Source organism: Nostoc sp., assembly GCF_036917275.1.
GTDB lineage: Bacteria > Cyanobacteriota > Cyanobacteriia > Cyanobacteriales > Nostocaceae > Nostoc.
The window spans coordinates 125,562-150,277 of record NZ_JBALDF010000061.1; the positions used below are offsets into that span (position 1 = coordinate 125,562).

The window sequence follows — 24,716 nt, forward strand, 5'->3', positions numbered from 1 at the left end:
CGAGGTACAGATGACTACTACTGTAAATATTTCCCCAACTAGTCCCTTGGATGTTGCTGACCATACTTTATTTGTTTGCAAAACTTGTGCTAGCGCTTGGCAAGATGGAAAACGCTTAGGTGAAAGTGGCGGTCAAAAACTTCTACACCAACTTCAGCAGCTTGCACAAGATTGGGACTTACGAGATCAATTCCCAATTCAAGAAGTTGAATGTATGAGTGCTTGTAATCGTTCCTGTGTAGTTGCTTTTGCTGCCAAAGGCAAATTAACATATTTATTTGGTGATTTAGCCGTCGATAATAGTGCATCTGCGGTACTAGAATGTGCTAGTCAATACTATGTTAAAGCAGATGGTTTACTGCCTTGGTCAGAGCGTCCAGAAGCTCTGAAGAAGGGCATTTTGGCAAAGATTCCACCTTTATCTCAATGATCCGCGTTTTAATTCTGGGTGGGACGGGAGATGCCGCAGAACTAGCTACCAGAGTGGCGACTATCCAAGGGTTAGAAGCAATCACGTCTCTAGCCGGTCGCACCCGTGAACCATCAGTTCCATTGGGTGATTTACGGGTTGGAGGCTTCGGTGGTGTGGCTGGATTGGCTAGCTATTTGCGAGTAATGCAAATCGACTTATTAATTGATGCAACTCATCCTTTTGCTACTCAGATATCCTTGAATGCGGCAGATGCAGCAACCGAAGTCGGAGTACCCCGTCTGATGTTAATTCGCCCACCTTGGGAAAAAGGAAGTGACGATCGCTGGATTGAAGTTGACTGCGTTGAAGCCGCCGCCGCTGTAGTAAACCAAGCACAGCGCGTATTTTTGACAGTCGGGAGGCAAGAACTCGCCGCCTTTGCTCACTGCGAGAAAATTTGGTTTCTGATGCGGATGATTGACCCTCCTACCGATGATGCTTTAGTGCCGCCGGGAATGATATTGTGCGATCGCGGGCCCTTTACCCTTAATAATGAAAGGCAAATTCTGATTGATCACAAGATTGATACCATTGTGAGTAAAAATAGCGGTGGCGATGCAACAAAGCCCAAGATTATTGCAGCACGAGAACTGGGCGTGAAGGTTGTTATGGTAAATCGTCCAGCCATACCGCCAGGTGAGCACGTTACTGATGTTGATTGTGCTTTGGCATGGCTATTTGACCGAATAATTCATAATTAAAGACACTGTACAGCAGCCCACACGCGCATCAAAAATTTAGTGGTCAGCAATGATGATTATTACTTAAAAGTATTGTACACCAATGCTCTCAAGGGTATGCAAATCATGCAAGCGGTAGAGAGTTATACCTGAATACTGCTTCATTGCAAAAATGATAGCTGCACTCATCCGCGTTGGCAATGGCAAGAACGCTATGCTCGTTACATCAGCGCTGATATAGCAAGGGACTGGGGACTAGGGACTGGGGACTGGGTGAGCCTTTTTGTGTCTAAGTTTTATCATCTGTTAATGTCCTAACCACCTTGGCTGTTGCTATAGCACTCGTGTGGGCGAACGAGGTTCGGGACTGTCTGGGGGACAACGCCAACGAGTAGCGATCGCTCATACTGTTCTGCAAAATCCGCAATTGCTTATCCTTGATGAAGCTACCAGCGCCTTAGACTACAATGCTGAAGCCCAAGTCTGCGGTAACTTAGCGAGAGCTTTCCAAGATAAAACAGTGTTTTTCATTACTCATCGCCTCAGCACAATTCGCAATGCCGATGTCATTTTGATAATGGATTAAGGTGCTGTGGTAGAACAGGGGACTCATGAATAATTGATGGCGCTCAAAGGTTATTACTACTGTTTGTATCAACAACAAGAAGCGAAAATGTAAGCAGGAGGCAGGAGTTAAGAGGAAATATTATTGCTTCCACCTTTGAACTCGGAACTTCCACCTTTGAACTCGGAACTTCAGCCTTTGAACTCGGAACTTCAACCTTTGAACTCGGAACTTCAACCTTTGAACTCGGAACTTCAACCTTTGAACTCGGAACTTCAGCCTTTGAACTTAAAACTTCAGCCTTTGAACTTAAAACTTCAGCCTTTGAACTTGGAACTTCAGCCTTTTTACTCAAAACTCCGACCTTTGAACTCAAAACCTCAACCTCAGAACTCGGAATGTCGAGATTATAACTTGGAAACTCAGGCTCATAACATAGAACACAGCACTTTTACTTATGAATATTCAATATAAATTTGATCAACCAGTACTTTTACAACAGACTTTTACTTGGTCACGAGCGATCGCCTGGACTATTGTTGGAGTTAGCACCTTCACAGTAATTTGAGCCTCGGTGTTTCAAATTGAAGAATCAATTCATGCTACAGGCAGATAATTTATTTTTTGTCAGTCCCCTAGTTACACGTCGGCGGAAATAAACCTACCATTTCATTACAGCTAAAAAGCCCAAAATTAAAACATGAGTGACTTTTGACTTCCGCCTTGCGGTACTAATGGTCTGTTAACCTCAGTTCGATACGCTTGTTTTTCCTGTGCTGTCCATCTTGGCATAAATGAACATCTCCTACTTACACTCGTTGCTGGCGTTTCTCGACTCCAACCTGAGAACAAGAAATAAAACTGCAAATAGAATATAGTCTAGTCTCAATTCGGATGAAATCCATAGGATGCTTGGCAGACTGTTAATCGTAAAGATGATGCCACGGATAAGTTGCCTGTTATTGTGTTCAGCTTGGAAATGTCAAAATTTTAAGTTGCTGTGCGATCGCTTTTGACTCTCGCCCCCTTGTGTCTCAACTTTTTGGACGGAAATTTAGGCAGCACAACTCTTCAACTTCTTTCACCACAATAATGTGTTGTTGTAGTAGGGAAGTCTTTTGAAAGAACTATGTCTTGCACTAACAGATCAGTAATTTTTTTTATCTGTACTTGAGTGAATAGCTTTGTGAAAATCCCGCAGCAAGTCTTCTTCCGCATCCCGTTCTTGCTTGAGTTCTCGAATCATTTCTTGACTTGCACCAATCACCAAACCAGCAACTGCACCGACAATGGCATATTTTTGATCCAAGCCTTTATACATTTGACTTGTGTAGGGACAAGGAAATAAATCAGCAGCAATAAAACCAATTCCTGCACCCACAAATGCTGTCACAAAGCCAGAGAAAGCGATTAGTTTAACATTCATTTACTTTCCTCCAAAGCTTATAACTTTGCTAAATTATTAGAAGATACTCTACATTGTCTCAGCAGCTCCCAAAGTTGTAACTTAATCTTTACCTGTTGTAATAGAACGCAGAGTGGGGGAATGAGGATGAAGATAATAACTCACAACTCCCTATTCTATTTTTCAATTACTCGAATCATTTGGTCTGTTACCATCAACATTTTGCTTCACAACTATAGATGAATGTTGATCAGCGTTCGTCGTTTGCGTCTTTGTTGGCGCAGCGTCGACCATAGGAGAAGGAGAAGACGTTGCCGTTGGCGTACCACTTCGTGGAAGCAAGCTACGCGAAGCGTCTCCGTCAGGAGAAACCTCTTGAAGAGAAGGTATCGCTGTTGATTGTGCATCCTTATCTGCATTTGAGGCAGGCGGTTGGGAGCGATTAGAAGGTTTGTGCTTCAAGAAGCGATCTTCCAAAGTCTTAATGATTACGTACAGCACTGGAACAAAAAGCAAACTTAAGATCGTTGCCACGAGTAAGCCCCCAAACAACGCCGTTCCCAACGACCAGCGCGAGGCAGAACCCGCTCCGGTGGCGATTACCAGAGGGAAAAATCCCAGTAATGCCGCACTCGAAGTCATGACAATTGGTCGAAATCGTTCTTCGGCTGCGGTCAAGGCTGCCTCTCGAATTGTCATGCCCCCTTCATAGGCTTGGTTAGCAAACTCGACGATCAAAATGGCGTTTTTCGAGGCGAGTCCGATCAGCATTACCAACGCCACGTTCGCGTAGACATCGTTTACCAAACCGCGCAACGCCAGCGCACTCAACGCACCCAACAACGCTAACGGTACAGTCAACAAAATAATTATGGGATCGATATAACTTTCATACTGAGCAGCAAGTGTGAGAAACACCATAATGATCCCGAAGCCAAAAATTAGAATGCCCAAGTTACCTGCGCTTAATTCTTCGCGGGCAGTTCCAATCCAATCACTGCCAACTCCTGATGTTGCTACTTGGGTCACGGCTTGTTGCATTGCTTGGATTGCTTGTCCACTGCTGTAGCCCGATGCTTCTCTACCTTGGAGATCGATGGCGCGGAAGCCATTGTAGTGATTAATTATAGATGGCCCTGTAATTGGCGTGAGTGTTGCAACATCACTCAACCGCACCATTTGGTTGTTTGCCGATCGCACATAAAGCTGACGAATATCATCGGGCGATCGCCGATAGTTGCCGTCTGCTTGAACATAAACGCGATAGCTCTGCTGTCCAAGGATAAAATCGTTGACATACTGCGAACCAATGGCAGTTCCAAGTGTGGTGACAGCATCCTGAAAATTGACGTTGAGCGCTTCGAGGCGATCGCGATCGAAGTCGATTTCAAATTGTGGGGTACTGGCGGTAAACTGTGTAAACACATTGCCTTTGAGAGCTGGTTGTTGATTTGCTTGCGCCAGAACCGCTTGGGCATTGGCGAAAAAATCATCGATCGTCAGTCGCCCGTTGGTGCGGTCTTCCAGCTGCAACTCAAATCCACCCAGCGTACTAAAGCCTTGAATCGGTGGAGGACTGACTGCGGTGATCACGGCTTCGGGAATCGTTTGAAATGCGCCATTAATTCGGGTTAAAATTGCAGAAGCACTTTGATCGGATTTGCTGCGATCTTCCCAGGGCTTGAGTTGGGCAAAGAACACGCCTCGATTTGACCCACTACCTGCAAAACCAAATCCCGAAGTTGCAAAAACGTTATTAATAAGCGGTTCTTTTTGGAGAATTTGTTCAACTTTTTCAAGTACTTGATCGGTATAGCCGAGGGCAACCCCCTCCGGGCCTTGAATAATGCCTAATAGAATGCCCTGATCTTCACTCGGAACAAATCCGGTGGGAACATGGGTGAACATAAAATAAGTCGCAGTTAAACCGACCACAAACAATCCAATGACAACGTAACGAACACGAATCAGAAAATTGACGATCGCTAGATATCGTTGAATGATCCATGCCAAAATTTGATTAAATTTGTTAAAAAACCAGCCAAGTGCGCCGCGTTTGGGTCGTGCCGGACGCAGTAAAATTGCAGACATACTCGGACTGAATGAAAGCGCATTAAACGCTGAAATCGCGATCGAAAAGGCAATTACTAAGGCGAACTGCTGATACATTCTCCCAGTCGAACCCGGAAAAAACGCTACTGGAATAAATACCGCCATCAACACCAGCGACGTTGCCAGCACCGCTCCAGTAAGTTCGTCCATTGCCTCGATTGACGCTTGAAACGGTCGCACTCCCTGTTCAATTTTACGGGCGACTGCCTCGACGACGATAATTGCATCATCTACGACTAATCCTGTCGCCAAAATTAAACCAAATAAAGTCAAATTGTTTAACGAAAATCCAAACACGTAAGCAAATGCTAATGCGCCAATCAGCGAAACCGGAATCGCAAAAATCGGAATAATTGTGGCTCGCCAGTCTTGGAGAAACAGAAAAATCACCAGGACGACCAGCGCGATCGCTTCCACAAGCGTTTTCACCACTTCTTCGAGTGATGCTTGTACAAACCCAACGGTATCGTAAACAATCTTGGCTTGTAATCCGGGCGGAAACTCTTTCATCAGGTCATTCATTTGCGCCTGAATGTTTTTCGCCACATCCAGCGCATTACTACCTGGTAATTGATAAATTGCAATGCCGATCGCCGGCTTGCCATTATTTTTTGCATTACTAGCGTAAGTCTCCGAGCCGAGTTCGGCATGACCGACATCTTTGAGTTTAATTAAGTTGCCATCACTCCCGGCTTTAATCACAAGATTCTCAAATCCTGATGCATCTTTGAATTGACCATTGATTCGCAGCGGAATTTCATAACTTTGACCTGGAGGCACAGGCTGTTGACCCAACGTTCCGGCTCCGGCGAGAATGTTTTGCGATCGCAGTGCTGTTGACACATCTGTTACGGTTAATTGCCGACTCGCCAAGGCATTTGGATCGAGCCACAAGCGCATCGCATACTCTTTTTCACCAAAAATCGTGATATCGCCAACTCCCGGTGTTCTCAGCAACTGATCTCGCAAATTGAGGTCAATATAGTTACTAATAAACAGCGCGTCATACTCATTATTTTGGGGATAAAGCGCGTACACTAATAAAATGCTAGTTGAAGACGTTTGCGCCGTCACACCGAATTGTTGCACGGTCGTTGGCAAGCGAGGTGTCGCACGGGCAATGCGATTCTGCACGTTCACTTGGTCAATATTTTTATCCGTCTGTGACCCGAAATACACTGAAATTTGGCTACTACCTGCCGAACTGTTCGAGGTCATGTACTGCATTCCCTCAACGCCGTTAATCTGTCGCTCTAACGTCGTTGTCACCGCAGTTTCGACAGTTTCCACATCTGCCCCAGTATAGGAAGCTGAGACTTGAACGCGAATCGGGGCAATATCTGGCAAGTAATTAAGCGGCAGTAGCGGAATACACACTCCCCCCAAAATCAGAATCACTAAGGTACAAACGGTAGCTAATACCGGGCGTTTGATGAAGGTGTTGGCGATCGACATTATCAGATGTCCTGGATTTAGGATTGCGGTTGAATTGGTGCGCCTTCTCTAAGTTTGAGAATGCCAGCAGTCACGATCATTTCGCCGGATTTAAGTCCTGAGAGGACTTGATAGTTTGTACCTTGAATGTCACCAAGGCGTACTAAACGCTGATGCACAATTTGCTCCTGTTTGCCATTTACGGTTTTGTTTTCAGTGACAAACACAAAACTTTGTCCGGCAACGCGAGAAATTGCGGCGGTGGGAATTAAGATACCTGGTTGTCGATTCCAAATCACCCGAGCTCGAACGTATTGCCCATCACGCAGTCGTCCTTGTGAATTCCGAAAGCGTGCCTTGCTCAAAATTGACTGCTCTTGGGAACTGACTGAGGGAGAAATGGAGTTGATCGCGCCCGTCGTGCCAATCAATTTCTGCGTGGTGGGATCGATCAACTCAACGGGCAATCCGATTCGCAGTTGATTCAATCGATTTGAGGGTACAGAAAGATTGAGATCCAGCGAATCGTTTTGCGTGATTGTGGTAATGGTTTGTCCAGTGTTGACATAATCTCCCACTTTCACTGGAAAATAACCGACTACGCCAGTGATCGGTGCTACCACTCGTTTGAAATTGAGATTGACTTGCGCGGCGGCGGTACTCGCTTGGGCAGAGCGCACATTTGCCTGTGCTTGCCGAATGGCTGCACCTGATGCAGCAACTTGTTTGTTTGTAGCTTGCAAATCCGCGATCGCCGCTTGTAAATTATTTCTGGCAACGTCTAACTCTTGTCTGGCTATGGCTCCTTCGTTGACTAACTCTTGGTTACGATTGAATTGTGTCCGTTGCAGCTGAACATTTGCGGCGGCCTTAGTTCGTTGGGCTTCGGCTTGTTGAAGTTGTGCTTGAGTCGTTCCTAATGCTGCTTGCGCCGAACTTGCAGCTGCGATCGAACTCGCAACATTTGCCTGCGTCTGATCCAAGCTCAACGATGCGATTTCTGTACCTTGCTGCACCTGCTTACCGCTAGACACAAGAATCGATTCGATTCTACCCTGAGTTTGGGGCTGGAGCGTAACTTTTTGCTGCGCCTCTAACGTTCCTACAAACACAGAACTTTCTTCGAGCGTGCCTGCATCAATTTTCTGAAGTTTCACCGGTAATGCTGGGGGGCTGAGTGCCTTTGCTGCCGGATCGCTGTTTTGACAAGCACTTGTCAATGCTACGAGCATTAGGATGCTAACTAATACTGGATTTGCGAGTAATACGCTTAAGTATTTCAGTAGAAAATAACGTTTTAACATGAAACAAAATGTTGAGCGGCTAAATTTATACACTGCATAATTTTCCGTCTCAATCCCTTGGCTTGAGAAGGCTTAACAACTCCAGCTATACCCCAGTCAATTTTCTAGATGTTTAGATATTTTGTTTATCATTAGATGCATCTTTCGTCAGAATCGCGGCTTGACGGCAAACAAACTCATCTTTGAAAAATCCCTGGATTAATACTACGTGAGTTCGATGACTGAAAAAAAATACCAAAGTATAGAGATAATTAAGTTTTTCGGGTAGATATCAACGATTTTTGAGACTGATAAATCTTGGTGAACAATCCACAATTGAATTGAGTAGAAACTTAAAAATACTACCCTAGCCAGTTACACTGTTGAGATTGTTAGGCGTGAGGTACTTGTACTCGACCTTATAATTTGGAATAGTTACAAAGGTACAAAACTAAGACATCTGTGAAAAGCTTATAATTCTATGGAATTATAAGCTGACCCGTGTTTTGTGTGTTTAGCTGAAAAGTGGTTAACTTCGTAAAGCCAACACAACCAAAGGAGTAACCCCAACGAGAGAATACCAAGACTTGATAGTAAAAGCTTCTAAATTGATTGAGCAAGACCCTGATGCTAACTGGCTATTTCGCTACATTATTAATGTATATTTCCCCTACCCTGTATAGGTTTGAGGCTTGTTTATTTTTTAAAATGTTTAAGTCCCGTTAGAGGTTGTTTGAAAAGTCTAAATTGTTACTTACCTGGGCGACTAGAAGTCGCGGCTACATAGACAAAACCCACCTCCGTGGGTTAAAAATCTTAATTTTTCGTTAGTCCACGGAGGTAGACTAAGCTTCGTGTAGTAGCGAATTATATTCGCCTAAAACTTTTCAAACACCCTCTTAGACTAAATGGAGAATGACCAAGAAAAAAAGGGACTAAAGATATTAAAGACTTTCTTAAATTTGACCCATTTAGGTTAGCAAAGATTCTAATTCAAGCCAAAAGACCATTAACAGATGCAGCAGTAAATACAACTCGATTTGTATCACTAAAGGTTTTGAAACCAACAGGTTTACCGATAAAAACGGGTTCAGCACGTAAAACACAAGTTTAATCAGAGCAAATAGAATTTAGAAAAATCCCACTGGCTGGACGTTGCAACTGTTGGCGCTTCTACTCCAACTCTAAATATAAATGTATTGTTTGCTGTAGATTCACTTACTCCAAACTGGAAGCTAAGAAGTTCAAATGTGGTCAGATGTCTGAGATAAACTAAGGTTAAAATTATTTGTTCTTTTATTACTCTCTACGCCAGGGAAGTTCTAGTGAATTTTGAATTGCTTACTATAATTTCCCCTTAGGAATTGACCCTTCAATTCCCTCAACATACCAATCCATCGCCAGTTGTCCCTGATCATCCAACACCTTACCAGTTGGGACTCGCACCACACCTTTTTGGTCTTTCACCGGGCCATCAAAAGGATGTGCAGTACCCTGAATAAACTCATCGCGCTTTGCATTCACCAATTCTTGCACATCCGCCGGAATCGCCTGATTCATTGGGGAAATATCCACCATCCCTTCACCAATGCCATCCCAAACTTCTTGCGACTTCCAAGTATTACTCATTACAGCCAAGGCTTTATCTGTATAGAATTTGCCCCATTTGTTAATAGCTGATGTCAGGTGGGCTTTTTGACCAAACTTACTCATATCAGTGTTGTAGCCAAAAGCATAAATGCCTTTTTCCTCAGCCAATTGGATAACGGCACTAGAGTCAGTATGCTGCGTTAGTACATCCGCACCTAAATTGACCAAAGCTTGAGCCACTTCTCTTTCTTTAGCTGGATTGTACCAACTTTGTACCCAAAGTATCTTAACTTTTGCTTGGGGATTTGTTAACCGCACTCCTTGAGTGAATGCACTGATTCCCCGAATTACTTCTGGAATTGGGTATGCGCCAACAAAACCAACTACATTCGATTTTGTCATTTTGCCAGCAATCATGCCGGTTAAGTAACGCGGTTCTTCAAAGCGTCCCAGATAAGTGCCGACATTAGTAGCACGTTTGTATCCCGCACAGTGTTCAAAGACAATATTACCAAAGTCCTTGGCAACTTTAATTGTTGGGTTCATGTACCCGAAGGAAGTTGTAAAAATCAACTTGTTACCATCTAATGCTAATTGGCGAATCACCCTTTGGGCGTCAGCATCTTCGTTGACATTTTCGACAAAGGTAGTTTTTACCTTATCTTGAAGATTGGCTTCCATGTCTCTGCGGCCTAAATCATGGGCATAAGTCCAGCCAAAATCACCCACAGGGCCCATATAAACAAATCCCACTTTCAGAGGTTCATTTACCGCCACAGGCGACGCTGAGGGAGACACCTCACCCGGCGATTTGGAATTTTTACCTTGAACACAACTCGTTAAGGCAAAACTAGATCCTGCTAAAGTGACATACTTTAGAAAATTCCGACGATCCATATTTTATCGATGGGGTTTAGTTGCTGAAAAAGATTTTTCTGATTTCTAGTAACGACAGATACTCTATTTAGTTAATTTTAGCTCTTGTTTTTTGCCAACAACTTACTGACAAAAGAAAGCAAATAATGGTTGAATTGGGCATTGGGCATGGGGAATGTGGACAAGGAAGATTAAGGGGGACAAGGAAAGAGTTTCTTTCCCAATGCCCAGTCCCTTTTACTAATAACTCCCAACAAGGGGATGCAGTTTACTGGAGGTTTTTAATGAACTTATTTGAGCTTTTAGCAGGGGAAGACAAACATTTAGCCTTAGTTACACCTGGGGGGCGATCGCTAACCTATAAGCAATTGCGCGAGAATGTTGTTGGACTGGTATCACAACTCAACAGCTTTGGATTGAAAGGGAGAGAACGCATTGCCATTGCCATGACTAACGGTTCACCAATGGCTATTACCTTTTTGGCTGCCGCCCTGTGTGGCACTGCTGCACCCTTGAATCCCAAATATAAGCAAGAAGAATTTACCTTCTACTACGAAGATACCCAGGCAAAAGCACTGATTATGTTGTCTGATGGGCCAGAAGCAGCCATTGCCGCCGTCACACCCGATATGATCCTGATTAATGCCAAGGTAAACACTGACGGCACATTGAGCTTTGAATTAGTCAAAACAGGCTCAGAACCCGCAGAATCCTCGAATCCCGCAGCCCCCAACGCTGATGATCTGGCGATGATTCTCCATACTAGCGGCACTACCAGTCGTCCCAAGCGTGTGCCGATTCGTCATCGCAACTTAATCGCCTCAGCCGGCAACATCATTACTGCTTACTCACTCACAGCAGATGACACTACACTTTGCCTAATGCCCCTATTCCACATTCACGGATTGGTAGGCTGTTTGCTGGCAACCCTAGCATCGGGCGGTACACTAATTTGTCCCAATGGTTTTAATGCCCTAGAGTTTTGGAAACTGGTAGATACCTACAAACCTAGCTGGTACTCCGCAGCGCCAACCATGCACCAGACAATTTTGGTCCGCGCTACCCGCAACACAGAAATTGTCAAAGCTAATCGCTTTCGTTTCATTCGCTCTAGTAGCGCTTCTTTGCCCCCAATTATCATTGAACAACTAGAGGCAACTCTTAATGCTCCCGTGGTGGAATCTTACAGCATGACTGAAGCATCTCACTTAATGACCACCAACCCTCTACCGCCAAAAGTTCGCAAACCAGGTACTGTAGGTTATGGCTTCGGTGTGGAAGTCGGCATTATGGACTCTGAAGGCAATCTGCTATCTCAAGGAAGCTTGGGTGAGGTGGTGGTAAAAGCACCTAATGTCATAGATGGTTACGAAAACAACCCAGAAGCTAACGCCACAGCTTTTGTAAACGGTTGGTTCCGCACAGGGGATCAGGGCACACTGGATGCAGACGGCTACCTCCGCTTGACTGGACGCATTAAAGAATTGATTAACCGGGGTGGGGAAAAAATTTCTCCCTTAGAAGTGGATGATATCTTGCTACGCCATCCCGCTGTTGCCGAAGCCTTGGCCTTTGCCGTCCCCCACAAATCTTTAGGAGAAGATATCCACGCCGCTGTTGTCCTTAAGGCAGAAGCTGGCGAAAAAGAACTTTTAGCCCACTGTTCAACCATGCTGGCAGATTTCAAAGTTCCCAAGCAAGTTCACATTTTGGATCAACTACCTCGTGGTGCTACCGGGAAACTGCAACGGTTGGCTATGGCAAAATTGCTTAACATCGGGCAGTAGTGAGATGAGCAATCATTTGTTACATCTACGACTAGCTTCGGTCAATGGACGCTTATTGTATGCATACCAGAAGATATTGTCTTCTTGATGGGCTACAAGGCAACCCTATTTCAATTGGATCTGAGCAAGACGAGGAAGAACCACAAGATTGAATCCCTATATTATTCGCGATGGAAACTCACAAATAATATAAGGATTCTTTTATTTGTGCAAAATTGGGATGCTCACTTTCCTTTTATCTTCTAGGCACCTATTTTTATTCCCCTTAACTGAATAGCTCCTGCTTTAATGAAAATTTTAAGACCGTCTATGTTTAAACCTAGATTTGTGAATGATAAGTTAAGTTTATCGGCTGTAATACTAATTGCTCCTCCCGATATAGATTCCTCTTCATGATCAAGTAATTCCACAAACATATTTTCAGTCTTTAAATTTGAGATCAGCATTGAGTTACTCCTGGTAATTTTTAAAAGTTTTCCGATAGTACTTGATTTTTATTATCAAATACTAAAAATAAATTATTAAGCATGTTCAGGATACAAATTTAAGTATGTAACATAATTTAACTTAGTTAAAAATTATTTGTGCATCTAGGGCGTGTCATCAGTTGATGTAAAGAAAGATAAAGTAAAATGACCAAGCTATAGGGATTTGCTCGCCATGACTTGCCTAGCGTTCGCGCAGCGTCTCGTAGAGAAGCGGTGACTGAGCGCTCCTCCTAGATGTATAACTTTGACCCAGGAGTACAGACGTTCCCTTTGGGACGAACTACAAAGAATAATTTATCCCTGTGATGATTATCTGCTAAACATTAGTTCTGCTTCTGAGCAAGAGTCAGAAGAACCACAAGATTGAATCCCCAGATTATTCGCGATGTAAACTCGCGAATAATCTTTCTTCTTTTATTTTTGCCAAATTCGGATGCTCCCTCTAAACTTACTTGCGTAAGTAGGTAATAGGCAACATTCAAGAAGTATCTTAAAATTGTACTGAGTTTTTTAAAAAAGAAAATAGGAGTTCTTTCTGCCTATCATAATAAATAGAAATACTTCTGATAAAAACGATATATAACTGAATAAGAAAGCTGTGGATTCTTCCGCAACAGAAGCAGATTTAACCCTCCATATTCGTTGAACGATTGAAAGTGATCCTGATTATGGACTGTATTAATACTCACTAAATTTAACGAATTATAACAATACTATTTTTAGTAACTTGAGATAAGCGATACACTAAGGAAAATTCCTTGAGGAAGCGTTGATGGCACGGTCAAACGGGGTTAAAAATGAAACATCTACACAGGAATTGCCGACAATTTCAGATAATGATACAGTGACAATTGAAGATTCGCTTGAAGATTCGGCCGAACCAGCGGAAGATGTCCAGGATATTGACGACATCTTGAACTCACTCAAAAGCTTACTGACTAACCTAGAAAAGCTCCAAAAAGTCCGGCAGGAAGTGGGCGACATCAAACCGTTGATCGGGCGGATGCTTGACGGGGAACTAGTTGCTGGTGAAGAACTTGAGCAACTCAAGGCAGGTGTGAGCAGTCTTTCTCGCCTTGTTCGTGCTTATAATGACCATCAAGCAGCGTTGGCTAAAGCACAACCTGCTAGAAATTTGCTAGATCAAGTCCTCAAAGAGCGTAAAGCTAATTGAAACAAGAAGCGATCGCCTTTTTTAAGAAAATGCGATCGCACCCCTAATGACCCAAATGCGTAGATACACAGCGGTAAGCCAGCGCGGTCTTCTCCCTTTGCAAGAAGGGGAGAAGACCGCGCGTAGCTTGCTGAAGAGTAGGGGTACAAGTCGGGAAACCGCATCGCCCTTGGCGTCTCCCCTTGGGAGACGGGCGCACTGTCTCCTTTACGCCTCTTAACCCGTCCACCGCAGTGGCTCCCCATGAGCGACTGGCGCACCCGAAGGGCTTGTCGTGAGATATCGCCTCTGCATCAGTTTAAATCACAGCTTCTTCGCGTTGACAATCAAAAACCACCACAAAGCAACGTCAGGTATCAGCTTTAACACAAGCAAATGACCCTCTGGATCACACTAACTGCGGAATCGCGCGACAATCAACCGTTGCATATCGGGAAGTAAACGTGCTACAGCCCAAGAATTCAGGCGCTGTTTGTATGCGTAGACGCAAAGTGGATTTTACCTATTTATTATCAAGCGATATCTACACGGCTACGCTTACGCACTTGGCACGAAGTCGCTACATGTCTAAATCTGTGGTTTCATTTGAAGGATATCAAATTTTGCAAGATATCTACTTATGATGAGCAACATTGCACCCGCCATTGTAGTACTAGGTCAAAATAGTGTGACAGTAGCACGCAAAATAATCACTGTCCTACCAGGGGCGACGCTATACGGTCTAGCGGGTCGCACATCGGGAGTTGATGTCAGCTTTACTAATTTTGGCGAGACATTGCGCGAGTTATTCGCCCAAGGAACGCCACTGATTGGCATTTGTGCCGCCGGCATTTTAATTAGGACGCTAGCTGGCGTCCTCTCGGATAAACAACAGGAACCACCAGTGCTAGCTGTGGCTGAAGATGGTAGTGCTGTTGTGCCCCTGTTGGGCGGACTTGCTGGGGTAAACGATTTGGCCCGCCGCATTGCCGAAGCGCTTGATGTCAAGCCTGCAATTACGACCACAGGCGACCTCCGTTTGGGCACAACGCTGTTGTCTCCTCCCCCTGGATACCATTTAGCAAACCCAGACGATGCGAAGAAATTTATCTCAGATGTGCTAGCTGGGGCGCAAGTCAAATTAGAAGGCATAGCCCCTTGGTTGAGCGATAGTAAACTGCCCATAGATCCAAAAGGAGATTTGACTATCCAAGTTACCGAACGTTTGGTCACTCCTAGAGCCAACTGCCTTGTCTACCACCCAGCAACGATCGCGATCGCAATTAGTGGCACCATTAATGATGCAGTAGCTTTAGTACAGCAGCTACTCGCTGATGCCAGACTAGAAAGAGCATCAGTCGCCGGGATATTTGCACCCATCACCACCGCAGCCGATCCCGCAATCCATGCCGTAGCTAGCGCCTTGGGAGTACCTGCCCGCTTCTTTACCCCAAATCAGCTAGAAAGTCTACTTTCACAAGGTTATAGCCCCGCCCAAGCTGCTGTGATCGCTGCCACAGGCACATCCCCCATTACTTCCTCATCTCCCGATATAGCGATCGCCATTGCCTCTCAACCAATTGACCCCAACACCATCGGTCAACCACGCGGACGGTTAGCGATTATTGGCACGGGACCTGGTGGATCGCAATGGATGTCTCCTGAAGTGAAGGAGATACTCAAGTCGGCAACTGATTTAGTGGGTTATAAAACTTATTTAGATTTAGTCGGTTCTCTGGCTGATGGCAAGCAACGGCATGAGTCTGACAACCGCGAAGAAGAAGCACGGGCAAAAATGGCCCTTGATTTGGCCGCGTCTGGGCGATATGTAGCTGTAGTTTCATCTGGCGACCCAGGTATCTATGCAATGGCAACAGCAGTTTTTGAAGTATGCGATCGCTATGCTAAACCCGAATGGGACACTATCGACATTCATGTAGCACCAGGCATCTCCGCCATGCAGGCAGCAGCAGCAGCCATTGGTGCACCTCTTGGGCATGACTTCTGTGCTATTTCCCTTTCTGACATCTTGAAGCCTTGGTCTGCGATCGAACAACGAATTGCCGCTGCTGCTGAGGCTGATTTCGTAATTGCTTTCTACAATCCTGTTTCCAAAGAGCGTACCTGGCAACTGGCAGAAGCGAGAAATATTTTGTTGCGACATCGAACACCGGATACACCAGTAGTCTTGGCGCGGAATCTCGGTAGACCAGGACAGACAGTGAAAGCAATCGCACTTGACCAGTTAGCACCAGCAAGCGCCGATATGCGGACAATCATTCTCATTGGTTCCACAAAAACCCGAACCATCAAGCGCCGCGATGGTAATATCTGGGTTTATACGCCGCGTCGCTATACCGAACAGTAGGCATAATAAGCGCTGTAAACACAAGGCAAAACTTCTCTTTTGTTGAGGAGGTAGGATAAGTTTTCAGGCTAGATTTTGATAAACCATCAGCCTGCTATAGTTTGAGTGATTCTCACCCACTTCCTCACATAACCTAATACGAAGATAAACCATCAACAGATAGAGGAAAAGTAGGGAAACCAATGATAGCTTGAAAGGATAGAAAACAAATAACAACCCATTATGAATAATTCAGTATTAATTGCCCTCCTCCTATTAGCATGTATAGTCCTATCGCCAGTTAGTAAAGCTGATATTGCCCAAGGTTCAATTAATCATGCCATCAAAATGTCTTCATTTAACCTCAGTTCCCAAAAATGGAAAAACCGCCTGCTACTAGTCTTTGCACCGTCTGTTGATAACCATACCTATCAACAGCAAATGCAACTATTGCAAGAGCATAACAGCGGTTTTGCAGATCGGGATTTAGTTCTTGTTCAGGTTTTGGCAACAGATGAAAGCTATGCCAACAGACAGCCAATAGATGAGTCTTCTGCTGCCAAGTTGCGCGATCGCTTTGGGGTTGACAAAGAAAATTTCCGCGTGATTTTGGTGGGCAAAGATGGTGGTGTTAAGCGCACTGATACTACACCAGTCCAGGCGACAGCAATTTTTAAGGAAATTGACGCTATGCCCATGCGTCAGCAAGAAATGCAAAAGCGAGGCCGAAAGTAACTAGAATTGCTGTAGTTAAGATTATCCCTTTCAAAGTAGGGGCGCAAGGCCTTGCGCCCCTACTAACGGACAAATAATTTTGGATAATTTATTTTTTGTCAGTCCCTAAAATGAACTACAATGACTGAAATTGGCCTGATGATGATGGACGTGTTAACAATAAGACAAGCATTTGGGACCAATTTGCCACAGCAGCAATTATTTCAGATGCAAAATGACGTAAAGCAGTCAAAGCAGAGTCAGTTAGAGATAACCGCTGAAGCCACACCACCTGAATTCATCCAGACAGATGGAATTTACCAGGCTTCTCCCTGTGCGATCGCAGTGGATAAAGAACACATACTTAAGAAAATCAGTAAAAAGAATCAGTTCCTAGCTTCTTCTAACTTAGGTGAGTCTAAAAAGTATTCTCAATCTGGAGGTAGAGTCCGTGCAAAGGCTACAGGACGGTTCCAGAAGTTTAGTAGCCAACCTCTACCTACTCTTAATTTCGGTAGCTCTGGTGTTGCTGTGAGAGCCTTACAACAGCTTTTAGTGTCTAACGGTTATGCCGTTAGAGTAGATGGGATTTTTGGCGCACTGACAGAGACTGCTATCAAAGCCTTTCAAAACCAGCGGAATTTGGCAACAGATGGAATAGTTGGTCAACGTACTTGGCGGGCGTTGACAATTTAGACGCGATTAATCGCGTCTATACAGGGGTTTGGAGTTAAGAAAATTTATTATTCTCTATATATTAAAAATAATCAGGGAGTGGAACATACTCATATTGGCTTATTTAACAATCCTACTTTTTTGACATTTCTTATCAATGACAATGAGAAAAATAACCCTCACACCTGACAAGGTATGAGGATAAGAGGGTATTTATACCCTTGTTTTTTGACTGCTAGTTTAAATTGTTTGCTTTCTCAACTGCTTCCTTTAACTCTTCAAAGGTAATGCTACCGTCTTTGTCTGAATCATAATTTACTAGCAATTCCTGGGGACTAGTGGTATTTGTTTCTGATGAGATGATTGCACTTAAGCCAGGACTTAAAAAAAGATCATTAATGGAGACTTTGCCGTCTTGATCGCTATCTAAGGTATTAAAAAGAGATTGAAGCTCTTGCTCGGTTGTCATAAGTTTCTATCTGAAATTAATTTTTCAATTTAATATCTCAAAATCTTGACAAAGACGCAAGGATACTTAAGACAGTTCAGATGTACGCTGTGATACAGGGTCTACAGTCTGACAATGAAAATCAATCGGCACGGTCGAGCTAAGATTCTTTACACAGCAAGAGATACAGCTAATTTTCAGTAATGGCTTAGACAATGATCGCGATGCCTGCGGTTTTTGCTAACCGACGCACTTTGTTTGGTGTCTGCCTGTTCAGTGCTGCGAGAATCCGCGAAACCTATACCTTGTTGACTGAAGACATTTACACACCCAAAGGTATTTAGGACTTACGCAAAAATTGCCAACTTCGCTTAATTTATCGAACCGCCAAGACGAGGCAGTGCGTTGGGCGGCTCTGCCGACTTGAAGCAACTGCCGTGCCAAGAGCGCCGAGAATTCGTAGAGTGTGCGTAAGTCCTAGTATTGTTAGACCCAAGCTGATTATTAGGAAGGGAAACACCAAAGGGAAGCCGGCTACTGAGTCATAAGTCCTTAAAGGTTTTTGGCGCTAACTGAACTATAATTGACGCAATCAGCTTATTTCGTTGAAAAGGGACGCTTTATTTCAAACTCATTACTTGAGGGTTACGACTTACTGATGCTGGACGCTGATTGGTAGAGAACTAAGGCATTTTCACGTAAAATTGCTACAGCGATCGCCTCTGCTTGAGCCACAGTATTCAATTCCAAGTGGCTAGGACAGCCCAAACCAGGGTCACTAGGGACTCTCACGGCTGCCTCCCGATTATCTAATCCTTAACAGCGAAAAGCACCAATCCAACTATGAGGAAGAATGCGGCGGTAAGAATTAGTAGTTGGGGTAGTTAGTGCCATCATTGCCGGCAGATGGTGCAGAATGCCACCAATAAATTGTAATACCACTTCAGAAAAACCACAGATTCCCTGTGGGTTAGGTAACAGGTTTTTCTCGCCATCCTAAAGGCTCAGATGGATATCACAACCACTATCAGCCGCATCCGGGAAGATTTTGGGTAAGAATGAAGCGATCAGGTTGTGGTTGTAAGTGATCGCTCTGACGGTTTCTCGAAAAGCAATCTGCCAGTTAGCGCACTAATCAGTGATTTAGCACCTTCATCCACCTTTAATGCAGATATGGCAAGAACAAAGACCGTTCCTCTGGGCATAACCGCCTTGGCCGCATCGTTTGTTTATCCACAAACAATCCTTTTTGCCATCCCTGTGCTGTTAGTATTCTCTGTTCGTTATAAAAACAAAACTGCATAATCGCAGAGGCATTCTTCAGTTCAGAGATCCATATCGACACCTGCACGCGTTCGCCCAAATAGAGCGGTGATTTGTAGGTGATGTTGGTTTGAACCAAAACCGGAACAAACCCTTGCTGATAGATTTTCTGTATTGGCATTCCAACAGCTTCCAGTAGTTTTGTCCGTCCAATTTCCATCCACTGAATATAGACGCTGTTGTTTACATGGCCAATAAAATCAATGTGGAAGGAATACACCTCTAACTCAAAGGAAATTTTTTGCATTTTTAGTCATACTTTGTCACCACTCAGTGACAAAGTATCATAGTCACTTAGTGGTGACAAGTAGATGAGAACGATTCATGGCGCGAGACAAAGAAGAAACCAAGGCACGAATTTTGGCAGCAGTTGGTAAACTCTTGGCAGAATCAGGTTTTAAGCAACTGGGGGTAAATGCGATCGCCCGTGAAGCCGGAGTTGATAAAGTGTTGATTTATCGATATTTTGAGAATCTTCCCTCGCTGCTACAAACTTTTGGCAAGGAAGGCAACTATTGGATTACAGTTGAAGAATTAATTGAGGATGAAACTGCCGTCGATGCAGAATCGCTGGCTGACTGGATGGTATTGTTACTGACACGCTTTATGTATGACTTGCAAGAAAGACCCATCACGCAAGAGATTATGCGTTGGGAGTTACTCCAAGGCAATGAGTTAACGCATGAGTTAGCAACAGTGCGCGATCAAGTGGCGATTGAGAGTTTGGAATTTCTCAAGCAGAAGTATTCCTTCCCCCCAGATAAAGATATTCCTGCCATCAGTACAGTTTTGATTGCTGGAATTGTTTATCTGGTTATGCGAACCAAAGTCAGCAATACATTCTTAGGAATTGATTTCAGTTCATCGGCTGGATGGCAACGTATTGAAAGGGCGATCACATCTCTACTACAGACAATTGTTGAAAATGATGGGTAAGTATAGCCACCTGTAATCAAGGCATTTTCCAACTTTGTATTATGAGGCGCTTATTTGATTAAGCTTTCATAGAGCTTGTTTTGTACCCGCTTGCTCACTTACTTTTATCGGCTGTGTATCACCACAACAATAAGCTTTCCCCTTGGTATCAACGATTATGTGTTGCTTACCTCATGCAAATTTTTTTACCTGCCTCGAAGCTGACATCTCTTGAAACCATCGTTCCTGTTTCAACTGTTTGGCGATCCATAATCGCCTAAGATGGCGATCGTTCTCGATTTGGGCTTACACGTAGCCACAATCGTAGCCTTTCATGAATTTGCTGCCACGTCCCGTCTTTTCGCCACTGTCGAAAGTAATTCATTTTTTGGAATTCTCTTAGTACTAGCGGGTTCAACAGGCAATGGTTGAGCGGCTTTCAACACCGCATCCAGCAACCCCGGAAACAGCATCTCTAAATCTTCACGCCGCAGGATATTAATGTGCTGTGTCCCTTCTTTACGTGTAAAGACTATCCCCGACTCCCGCAAAATCTTGAAGTGATTGGACATAGTAGACTTAGCGATCGCAAAATCAAACTTGGCACAGCATTGTTCCCCCTCAGTCGCCAGCAGTCGCACAATCTCTAGCCGCACTGGATCGCCCAATGCATATAACACTCCTGGTAAAGAAATATTTTTTTTATCTGGATGATAAAGAAATCTCATAGTTGCATTATCTCATCAGGTGGCATATATTTTTATTATTCGATATTATCGAATTATAGAATTAATTAGGAAGGCAATTTATGTCATCCATTACAAATGTCACAGAAGCGACATTCAAGCAAGAAGTCTTGGAAAGTGAAATTCCGGTCTTAGTGGACTTTTGGGCACCGTGGTGCGGTCCTTGCCGGATGGTGGGTCCAGTCGTCGATGAAGTTGCTGTTGAATATGAAGGACAGGTAAAATTTGTGAAGCTGAACACAGATCAAAATCCTACTGTCGCCAGCCACTATGGAATTCGCAGCATTCCGACGCTGATGGTTTTTAAAGGAGGTCGGCAGGTTGATACTGTCGTAGGGGCAGTCCCAAAAACCACCTTGAATAAGACCTTAGCACAGCATCTTTAATTTAAGTTAAGGGGAGTAGGGGGAACAGAGGGGAAGTTGCAGTAAGCTTTCCCCAGAAGCTTCTTGTGCCCAATCACTCCCTACTCCCAATTCTTGAATTGTGTTTCAACTAATGGGGAAAGAGCGAAATGGACTTGAAATTGCATGGTAAATCCGCACTGGTGAGTGGCTCAACCGCAGGTATTGGTTTTGCGATCGCCCTTGGGTTAGCTCAAGAAGGTGCATCAGTGATTGTCAATGGTCGGTCTGAAGAACGAGTAGCCCAGGCGATTGACAAAATTAAGCAAAGTACACCTGATGCGAAAGTTTCTGGTGTTGTTGCTGACGTAGGCACTGCATCAGGGGTAGAGCAACTCTTTCAAAAAGTTCCTCACGTTGATATCCTCATTAACAATGTGGGTATTTATGAGCCAAAAACCTTCTTTGATATTACTGATGAAGACTGGTTAAAGATACTTGAGGTTAACGTCCTCAGCGGAGTCCGTTTGAGTCGGCAATATCTGCAAAAGCAGCTAGAGCAAAACTGGGGGCGGATAATTTTTATCTCCAGCGAATCTGGTATTCAGATCCCAGTTGAAATGATTCACTATGGCACAACTAAAACAGCCCAGCTTGCCATTGCAAGAGGTCTAGCAGAAATCACTGTCGGGACTGGAGTCACGGTAAACTCCGTCCTCCCAGGGCCAACCCGCTCAGAAGGAGTTGAGAACTTTATTTCTCAGCTAGGACAAGAACGCAGTATTAGTCCAGCGGAAGTTGAGGCTGAGTTTTTCCAAAATGTGCGCCCAACTTCCCTAATTAAACGCTTTGCAAGTAATGAAGAAGTAGCAGCGATCGTAGTTTACCTTTCTAGTCCTGTAGCTTCAGCAACTAATGGTGCAGCTTTGCGGGTAGATGGTGGCGTTATTCGGTCGATTGTTTAGTTAATGCGCTTTGTTATAAATAGGACTTACGCACACTCTACGAATTCTCGGCGCTCTTGGCGTCTTGGCGGTTCGATAAATTAAGCTTTTTGGCAATTTTTTGCGTAAGTCCTAATAAAGCTGTGGACTGGGAGGAGCAGGGGAGTGGAGTTTAAAGACTCATTAACGGAGTTCAAAGACTCGTCCGCGAGTATCAAAGACTCATCCCCAATGACGCCAGTTGCTTTAACAGAGGGAACCTCCGCAACACACTGGTTCTACAATGCCCAATCCTCACTAATTTGGAGATACAACCAATGACTACTGATATCAACTTATTCTCTACTTACCAATTAGGGAATCTGGAACTACCTAACCGGATAGTAATGGCTCCCTTAACCCGAAACAGGGCAGGTAAAGGAAACGTACCATACGAACTGAATGCTACCTACTACGTCCAACGTGCTTCCGCCGGACTGATTATTGCTGAAGCAACGCAGGTAACTCCTGAAGGACAGGGCTATCCCGCTACACCAGGAATTCATTCACCAGAACAGGTGGAGGGATGGAAGTTAGTAACCGATGCTGTGCATCAGCACGGAGGGAGAATTTTTCTGCAACTATGGCACGTAGGCAGGATTTCTCACCCTGACTTACAACCGAATGGAGCTTTACCCGTGGCACCTTCTGCCATTGCTGCTAAAGGTGAAGCCTCAACTTATAAGGGGCCAAAACCCTTTGTTACTCCCCGTGCTTTAGAAACTTCGGAAATACCGCAGATAGTAGAACAGTACCGTCAAGGAGCAGCAAATGCTTTAGCGGCTGGGTTTGATGGGGTGGAAATTCACGCAGCTAATGGTTATCTAATAGATCAGTTTCTCCGCGATCGCACCAATCAGCGTACAGATAAATATGGGGGTTCTATTGAGAATCGCGCCCGATTCCTGTTAGAGGTGACAGAGGCGGTAACTAGTGTGTGGGATTCTAATCGAGTCGGAGTCCGTTTATCTCCCAGTGGGACTTATAACGATATGCATGACTCGAATCCCCTGGAGACATTCGGTTATGCGGCTCAAGCGTTAAACCAGTTTAATTTGGCATATCTGCATATTTTTGAGGCAATAGAGGCAGACATTAGACATGGCGGGACAATTGTACCCAGCAGTCATCTACGCGATCGCTTTACAGGTACACTCATCGTCAATGGTGGTTATACCCGTGAAAAAGGTGATGCTGTACTGGCAAACAAGGCAGCAGATTTAGTTGCTTTCGGTACACTATTTATATCAAATCCAGATTTACCGCGACGCTTCGCTTTAAATGCACCACTAAATCAAGCAGATCAAGCAAGCTTTTATGGTGGCGATGAACACGGATATACAGACTATCCATTTTGGTCAGCTGCTAACGAGCAGGCGGTCAATGCCTAATTCTTCTCATCTGAATAATTAAAACCCACTTTCTGCACTCTAAAGTATCAAATCAAACTGAGGAGTTTGAGATTTTTCCAAGATACAACAAAATGATTGCGTAAATTGGTTGTGAACTATGAAGCGACAGGGACAATGGCGCATTTATCCATGAACACATCTCTAATCCGGTTAACATTGCCAATTAGAGAAGAACACATTACATTGTCCTGCTCGTTAACACTCTTAATCACTCTCAGCAGAGTAAAATCCGAAACCTTTTCATAACTCAATTATCAGGAGAATCTCATGGTTTCCATTACTAAAACCCAACCTTTAGATGTACCCAGTGCGATCGCTCAACGCCGTTCCATCAAAACTTTTAAAACAGACCCCATCGCCCCAGAACTGCTTAAGCAACTAGTAGAGTTAACCGTGGCAGCACCTAGCAGCTATAATCTCCAGGACTGGCAAATTATTCTTGTGCAAGATGAAGCGCAAAAGGCAGCACTGTCAGCAGCATCTTTTAATCAACAGCAAATTGTCCAAGCACCTGTAACCTTTGTCTTTGCAGCCGATCCGAACGCAGGCGAACAAAATTTGGCCCCAATTCTAAAGCAGGGAATCGAAACTGGGGCATGGAATGAAGGTACGGTAAACTACTTTAAAACCGCCATCCCGCAATTTCAAGCAACGCTAGGCGACAAGCGACGCGAATATGCCATCAAAGATGCCATCATTGCCGCTACCCATTTGGTATTAGCAGCAGAAAGTCTGGGATTATCCACTTGTTTTATGAACGGTTGGATTGAGGATCAGGTAAAGGAAGTGATTGGGGCTGGGGATAATCCAGATTTAGCGATCGCTGTTGTTGTTCCTGTTGGCTATGCAGCAGAACCACGCTTAAATCCAGGTCGTTTACCATTCTCCTCCAACGTTTCTGTAGACAGAATCGGTAATCCTTATGCTGGGTAGTTCTCTCTAATTTGGAAATGGGGAATAGGGA

23 protein-coding genes and 3 pseudogenes are annotated in these 24,716 nt (G+C 44.3%); 14 read left to right on the forward strand and 12 right to left on the reverse strand.

What is annotated here, in order from left to right:
- Positions 1-10: 10 nt before the first annotated feature.
- The 4 genes and pseudogenes from V7K35_RS24600 to V7K35_RS24615 all read left to right on the forward strand — a co-directional run bounded on the left by V7K35_RS24600 (position 11) and on the right by V7K35_RS24615 (position 2,191).
- Positions 11-430, forward strand: a complete 420-nt coding sequence (locus tag V7K35_RS24600; RefSeq protein WP_335082488.1) for a DUF1636 family protein — start codon at positions 11-13, stop codon at positions 428-430.
- Positions 427-1,173, forward strand: a complete 747-nt coding sequence (locus tag V7K35_RS24605; RefSeq protein ID WP_335082490.1) for a cobalt-precorrin-6A reductase — start codon at positions 427-429, stop codon at positions 1,171-1,173. Before V7K35_RS24600 ends, V7K35_RS24605 begins: the two co-directional genes overlap by 4 nt.
- A 313-nt stretch (positions 1,174-1,486) precedes the next feature.
- A pseudogene (locus tag V7K35_RS24610) lies at positions 1,487-1,771 on the forward strand (ATP-binding cassette domain-containing protein); the annotation flags it as partial.
- 90 nt (positions 1,772-1,861) lie between these two features.
- The gene (locus tag V7K35_RS24615) at positions 1,862-2,191 is read left to right on the forward strand and encodes a hypothetical protein (protein WP_335082492.1); all 330 of its coding nucleotides are present in this window, start codon (positions 1,862-1,864) and stop codon (positions 2,189-2,191) included.
- A gap of 673 nt (positions 2,192-2,864) precedes the next feature.
- On the opposite strand, the gene V7K35_RS24620 is transcribed toward V7K35_RS24615, so the two are convergent.
- From V7K35_RS24620 to V7K35_RS24645, 5 genes are all read right to left on the reverse strand, one after another.
- A complete protein-coding gene (locus V7K35_RS24620; RefSeq protein WP_335082494.1) occupies positions 2,865-3,143 on the reverse strand; it encodes a hypothetical protein in 279 nt (92 codons plus the stop codon).
- A gap of 162 nt (positions 3,144-3,305) precedes the next feature.
- Complete coding sequence (locus V7K35_RS24625) at positions 3,306-6,689, reverse strand: efflux RND transporter permease subunit (protein ID WP_335082496.1); 3,384 nt, start codon at positions 6,687-6,689, stop codon at positions 3,306-3,308.
- A 17-nt stretch (positions 6,690-6,706) separates the two neighbouring features.
- Positions 6,707-7,972, reverse strand: coding sequence for an efflux RND transporter periplasmic adaptor subunit (locus V7K35_RS24630; protein WP_335082498.1), 1,266 nt, complete (start codon positions 7,970-7,972; stop codon positions 6,707-6,709).
- A gap of 1,093 nt (positions 7,973-9,065) precedes the next feature.
- Positions 9,066-9,251: a helix-turn-helix domain-containing protein gene (locus V7K35_RS29815; RefSeq protein ID WP_442939759.1), complete on the reverse strand. Its 186-nt coding sequence runs from the start codon at positions 9,249-9,251 to the stop codon at positions 9,066-9,068.
- Positions 9,252-9,295: 44 nt separating this feature from the next.
- Positions 9,296-10,438 (reverse strand): BMP family ABC transporter substrate-binding protein, encoded by a 1,143-nt coding sequence (locus V7K35_RS24645; protein WP_335082500.1) that lies wholly within the window; start codon positions 10,436-10,438, stop codon positions 9,296-9,298.
- 263 nt (positions 10,439-10,701) lie between these two features.
- Here V7K35_RS24645 and V7K35_RS24650 point away from each other — a divergent pair, with 263 nt between their 5' ends.
- On the forward strand, positions 10,702-12,204 hold the full coding sequence (locus tag V7K35_RS24650) for an acyl--CoA ligase (protein ID WP_335082502.1): 1,503 nt from the start codon (positions 10,702-10,704) through the stop codon (positions 12,202-12,204).
- Positions 12,205-12,446: 242 nt separating this feature from the next.
- Here V7K35_RS24650 and V7K35_RS24655 read toward each other — a convergent pair whose 3' ends face one another.
- Entirely contained in the window at positions 12,447-12,650 is a 204-nt protein-coding gene (locus V7K35_RS24655) for a hypothetical protein (RefSeq protein WP_334794661.1), read from the reverse strand.
- An 814-nt stretch (positions 12,651-13,464) separates the two neighbouring features.
- On the opposite strand from V7K35_RS24655, the gene V7K35_RS24660 reads away from it, so the two are divergent.
- Positions 13,465-13,866, forward strand: coding sequence for a hypothetical protein (locus V7K35_RS24660; protein WP_335082504.1), 402 nt, complete (start codon positions 13,465-13,467; stop codon positions 13,864-13,866).
- Here V7K35_RS24660 and V7K35_RS24665 read toward each other — a convergent pair.
- Together V7K35_RS24665 and V7K35_RS24670 are read right to left on the reverse strand one after the other, a co-directional pair.
- Positions 13,836-14,111, reverse strand: a complete 276-nt coding sequence (locus tag V7K35_RS24665; protein WP_335082506.1) for a hypothetical protein — start codon at positions 14,109-14,111, stop codon at positions 13,836-13,838. The genes V7K35_RS24660 and V7K35_RS24665 overlap by 31 nt on opposite strands.
- Positions 14,112-14,164: 53 nt before the next feature.
- Positions 14,165-14,346 (reverse strand): annotated as a pseudogene (locus V7K35_RS24670) (hypothetical protein); the annotation flags it as partial.
- Between the two features lie 139 nt (positions 14,347-14,485).
- Here V7K35_RS24670 and cobJ point away from each other — a divergent pair.
- From cobJ to V7K35_RS24685, 3 genes are all read left to right on the forward strand, one after another.
- Complete coding sequence (cobJ, locus tag V7K35_RS24675; RefSeq protein ID WP_335082508.1) at positions 14,486-16,213, forward strand: precorrin-3B C(17)-methyltransferase; 1,728 nt, start codon at positions 14,486-14,488, stop codon at positions 16,211-16,213.
- A 222-nt stretch (positions 16,214-16,435) separates the two neighbouring features.
- Positions 16,436-16,927 carry a DUF4174 domain-containing protein gene (locus V7K35_RS24680; protein WP_335082510.1) on the forward strand — a complete coding sequence of 164 codons (492 nt, stop codon included), beginning with the start codon at positions 16,436-16,438 and terminating at the stop codon, positions 16,925-16,927.
- A 120-nt stretch (positions 16,928-17,047) separates the two neighbouring features.
- The gene (locus tag V7K35_RS24685; protein ID WP_335082512.1) at positions 17,048-17,602 is read left to right on the forward strand and encodes a peptidoglycan-binding domain-containing protein; all 555 of its coding nucleotides are present in this window, start codon (positions 17,048-17,050) and stop codon (positions 17,600-17,602) included.
- Between the two features lie 214 nt (positions 17,603-17,816).
- Here V7K35_RS24685 and V7K35_RS24690 read toward each other — a convergent pair whose 3' ends face one another.
- From V7K35_RS24690 to V7K35_RS24700, 3 genes and pseudogenes are all read right to left on the reverse strand, one after another.
- A complete protein-coding gene (locus V7K35_RS24690) occupies positions 17,817-18,050 on the reverse strand; it encodes an EF-hand domain-containing protein (protein WP_292717504.1) in 234 nt (77 codons plus the stop codon).
- A gap of 711 nt (positions 18,051-18,761) precedes the next feature.
- Positions 18,762-19,157 (reverse strand): annotated as a pseudogene (locus tag V7K35_RS24695) (glutamine synthetase); the annotation flags it as partial.
- A gap of 34 nt (positions 19,158-19,191) precedes the next feature.
- On the reverse strand, positions 19,192-19,599 hold the full coding sequence (locus V7K35_RS24700) for an acyl-CoA thioesterase (RefSeq protein ID WP_335082514.1): 408 nt from the start codon (positions 19,597-19,599) through the stop codon (positions 19,192-19,194).
- Positions 19,600-19,676: 77 nt separating this feature from the next.
- On the opposite strand from V7K35_RS24700, the gene V7K35_RS24705 reads away from it, so the two are divergent.
- Complete coding sequence (locus V7K35_RS24705; protein ID WP_335082516.1) at positions 19,677-20,288, forward strand: TetR/AcrR family transcriptional regulator; 612 nt, start codon at positions 19,677-19,679, stop codon at positions 20,286-20,288.
- 311 nt (positions 20,289-20,599) lie between these two features.
- Here V7K35_RS24705 and V7K35_RS24710 read toward each other — a convergent pair whose 3' ends face one another.
- Positions 20,600-20,995 (reverse strand): ArsR/SmtB family transcription factor, encoded by a 396-nt coding sequence (locus V7K35_RS24710; protein ID WP_335082518.1) that lies wholly within the window; start codon positions 20,993-20,995, stop codon positions 20,600-20,602.
- A gap of 80 nt (positions 20,996-21,075) precedes the next feature.
- On the opposite strand from V7K35_RS24710, the gene trxA reads away from it, so the two are divergent.
- The 4 genes from trxA to V7K35_RS24730 all read left to right on the forward strand — a co-directional run bounded on the left by trxA (position 21,076) and on the right by V7K35_RS24730 (position 24,685).
- Positions 21,076-21,399: a thioredoxin gene (trxA, locus tag V7K35_RS24715; protein ID WP_292829099.1), complete on the forward strand. Its 324-nt coding sequence runs from the start codon at positions 21,076-21,078 to the stop codon at positions 21,397-21,399.
- Between the two features lie 128 nt (positions 21,400-21,527).
- Positions 21,528-22,322, forward strand: coding sequence for an SDR family NAD(P)-dependent oxidoreductase (locus V7K35_RS24720; protein WP_335082521.1), 795 nt, complete (start codon positions 21,528-21,530; stop codon positions 22,320-22,322).
- A 296-nt stretch (positions 22,323-22,618) separates the two neighbouring features.
- Complete coding sequence (locus tag V7K35_RS24725) at positions 22,619-23,731, forward strand: alkene reductase (protein WP_335082523.1); 1,113 nt, start codon at positions 22,619-22,621, stop codon at positions 23,729-23,731.
- Between the two features lie 288 nt (positions 23,732-24,019).
- Positions 24,020-24,685, forward strand: coding sequence for a nitroreductase family protein (locus V7K35_RS24730; RefSeq protein ID WP_335082525.1), 666 nt, complete (start codon positions 24,020-24,022; stop codon positions 24,683-24,685).
- Positions 24,686-24,716: the final 31 nt, after the last annotated feature.

Excerpts from the sequence above, each read along its gene's own strand:
- V7K35_RS24625 (WP_335082496.1), bottom strand. The coding sequence starts at position 6,689 with ATGTCGATCGCCAACACCTTCATCAAACGCCCGGTATTAGCTACCGTT.
- V7K35_RS24600 (WP_335082488.1), top strand. The coding sequence starts at position 11 with ATGACTACTACTGTAAATATTTCCCCAACTAGTCCCTTGGATGTTGCT.
- V7K35_RS24620 (WP_335082494.1), bottom strand. The coding sequence starts at position 3,143 with ATGAATGTTAAACTAATCGCTTTCTCTGGCTTTGTGACAGCATTTGTG.
- V7K35_RS24685 (WP_335082512.1), top strand. The coding sequence starts at position 17,048 with ATGACTGAAATTGGCCTGATGATGATGGACGTGTTAACAATAAGACAA.
- V7K35_RS24655 (WP_334794661.1), bottom strand. The coding sequence starts at position 12,650 with ATGCTGATCTCAAATTTAAAGACTGAAAATATGTTTGTGGAATTACTT.
- V7K35_RS24730 (WP_335082525.1), top strand. The coding sequence starts at position 24,020 with ATGGTTTCCATTACTAAAACCCAACCTTTAGATGTACCCAGTGCGATC.
- V7K35_RS24725 (WP_335082523.1), top strand. The coding sequence starts at position 22,619 with ATGACTACTGATATCAACTTATTCTCTACTTACCAATTAGGGAATCTG.
- V7K35_RS24680 (WP_335082510.1), top strand. The coding sequence starts at position 16,436 with ATGAATAATTCAGTATTAATTGCCCTCCTCCTATTAGCATGTATAGTC.
- V7K35_RS24665 (WP_335082506.1), bottom strand. The coding sequence starts at position 14,111 with ATGGGGAGCCACTGCGGTGGACGGGTTAAGAGGCGTAAAGGAGACAGT.
- cobJ (WP_335082508.1), top strand. The coding sequence starts at position 14,486 with ATGATGAGCAACATTGCACCCGCCATTGTAGTACTAGGTCAAAATAGT.
- trxA (WP_292829099.1), top strand. The coding sequence starts at position 21,076 with ATGTCATCCATTACAAATGTCACAGAAGCGACATTCAAGCAAGAAGTC.
- V7K35_RS24720 (WP_335082521.1), top strand. The coding sequence starts at position 21,528 with ATGGACTTGAAATTGCATGGTAAATCCGCACTGGTGAGTGGCTCAACC.
- V7K35_RS24650 (WP_335082502.1), top strand. The coding sequence starts at position 10,702 with ATGAACTTATTTGAGCTTTTAGCAGGGGAAGACAAACATTTAGCCTTA.
- V7K35_RS24645 (WP_335082500.1), bottom strand. The coding sequence starts at position 10,438 with ATGGATCGTCGGAATTTTCTAAAGTATGTCACTTTAGCAGGATCTAGT.
- V7K35_RS24630 (WP_335082498.1), bottom strand. The coding sequence starts at position 7,972 with ATGTTAAAACGTTATTTTCTACTGAAATACTTAAGCGTATTACTCGCA.
- V7K35_RS24690 (WP_292717504.1), bottom strand. The coding sequence starts at position 18,050 with ATGACAACCGAGCAAGAGCTTCAATCTCTTTTTAATACCTTAGATAGC.
- V7K35_RS24660 (WP_335082504.1), top strand. The coding sequence starts at position 13,465 with ATGGCACGGTCAAACGGGGTTAAAAATGAAACATCTACACAGGAATTG.
- V7K35_RS24705 (WP_335082516.1), top strand. The coding sequence starts at position 19,677 with ATGGCGCGAGACAAAGAAGAAACCAAGGCACGAATTTTGGCAGCAGTT.
- V7K35_RS24710 (WP_335082518.1), bottom strand. The coding sequence starts at position 20,995 with ATGAGATTTCTTTATCATCCAGATAAAAAAAATATTTCTTTACCAGGA.
- V7K35_RS24700 (WP_335082514.1), bottom strand. The coding sequence starts at position 19,599 with ATGCAAAAAATTTCCTTTGAGTTAGAGGTGTATTCCTTCCACATTGAT.
- V7K35_RS24605 (WP_335082490.1), top strand. The coding sequence starts at position 427 with ATGATCCGCGTTTTAATTCTGGGTGGGACGGGAGATGCCGCAGAACTA.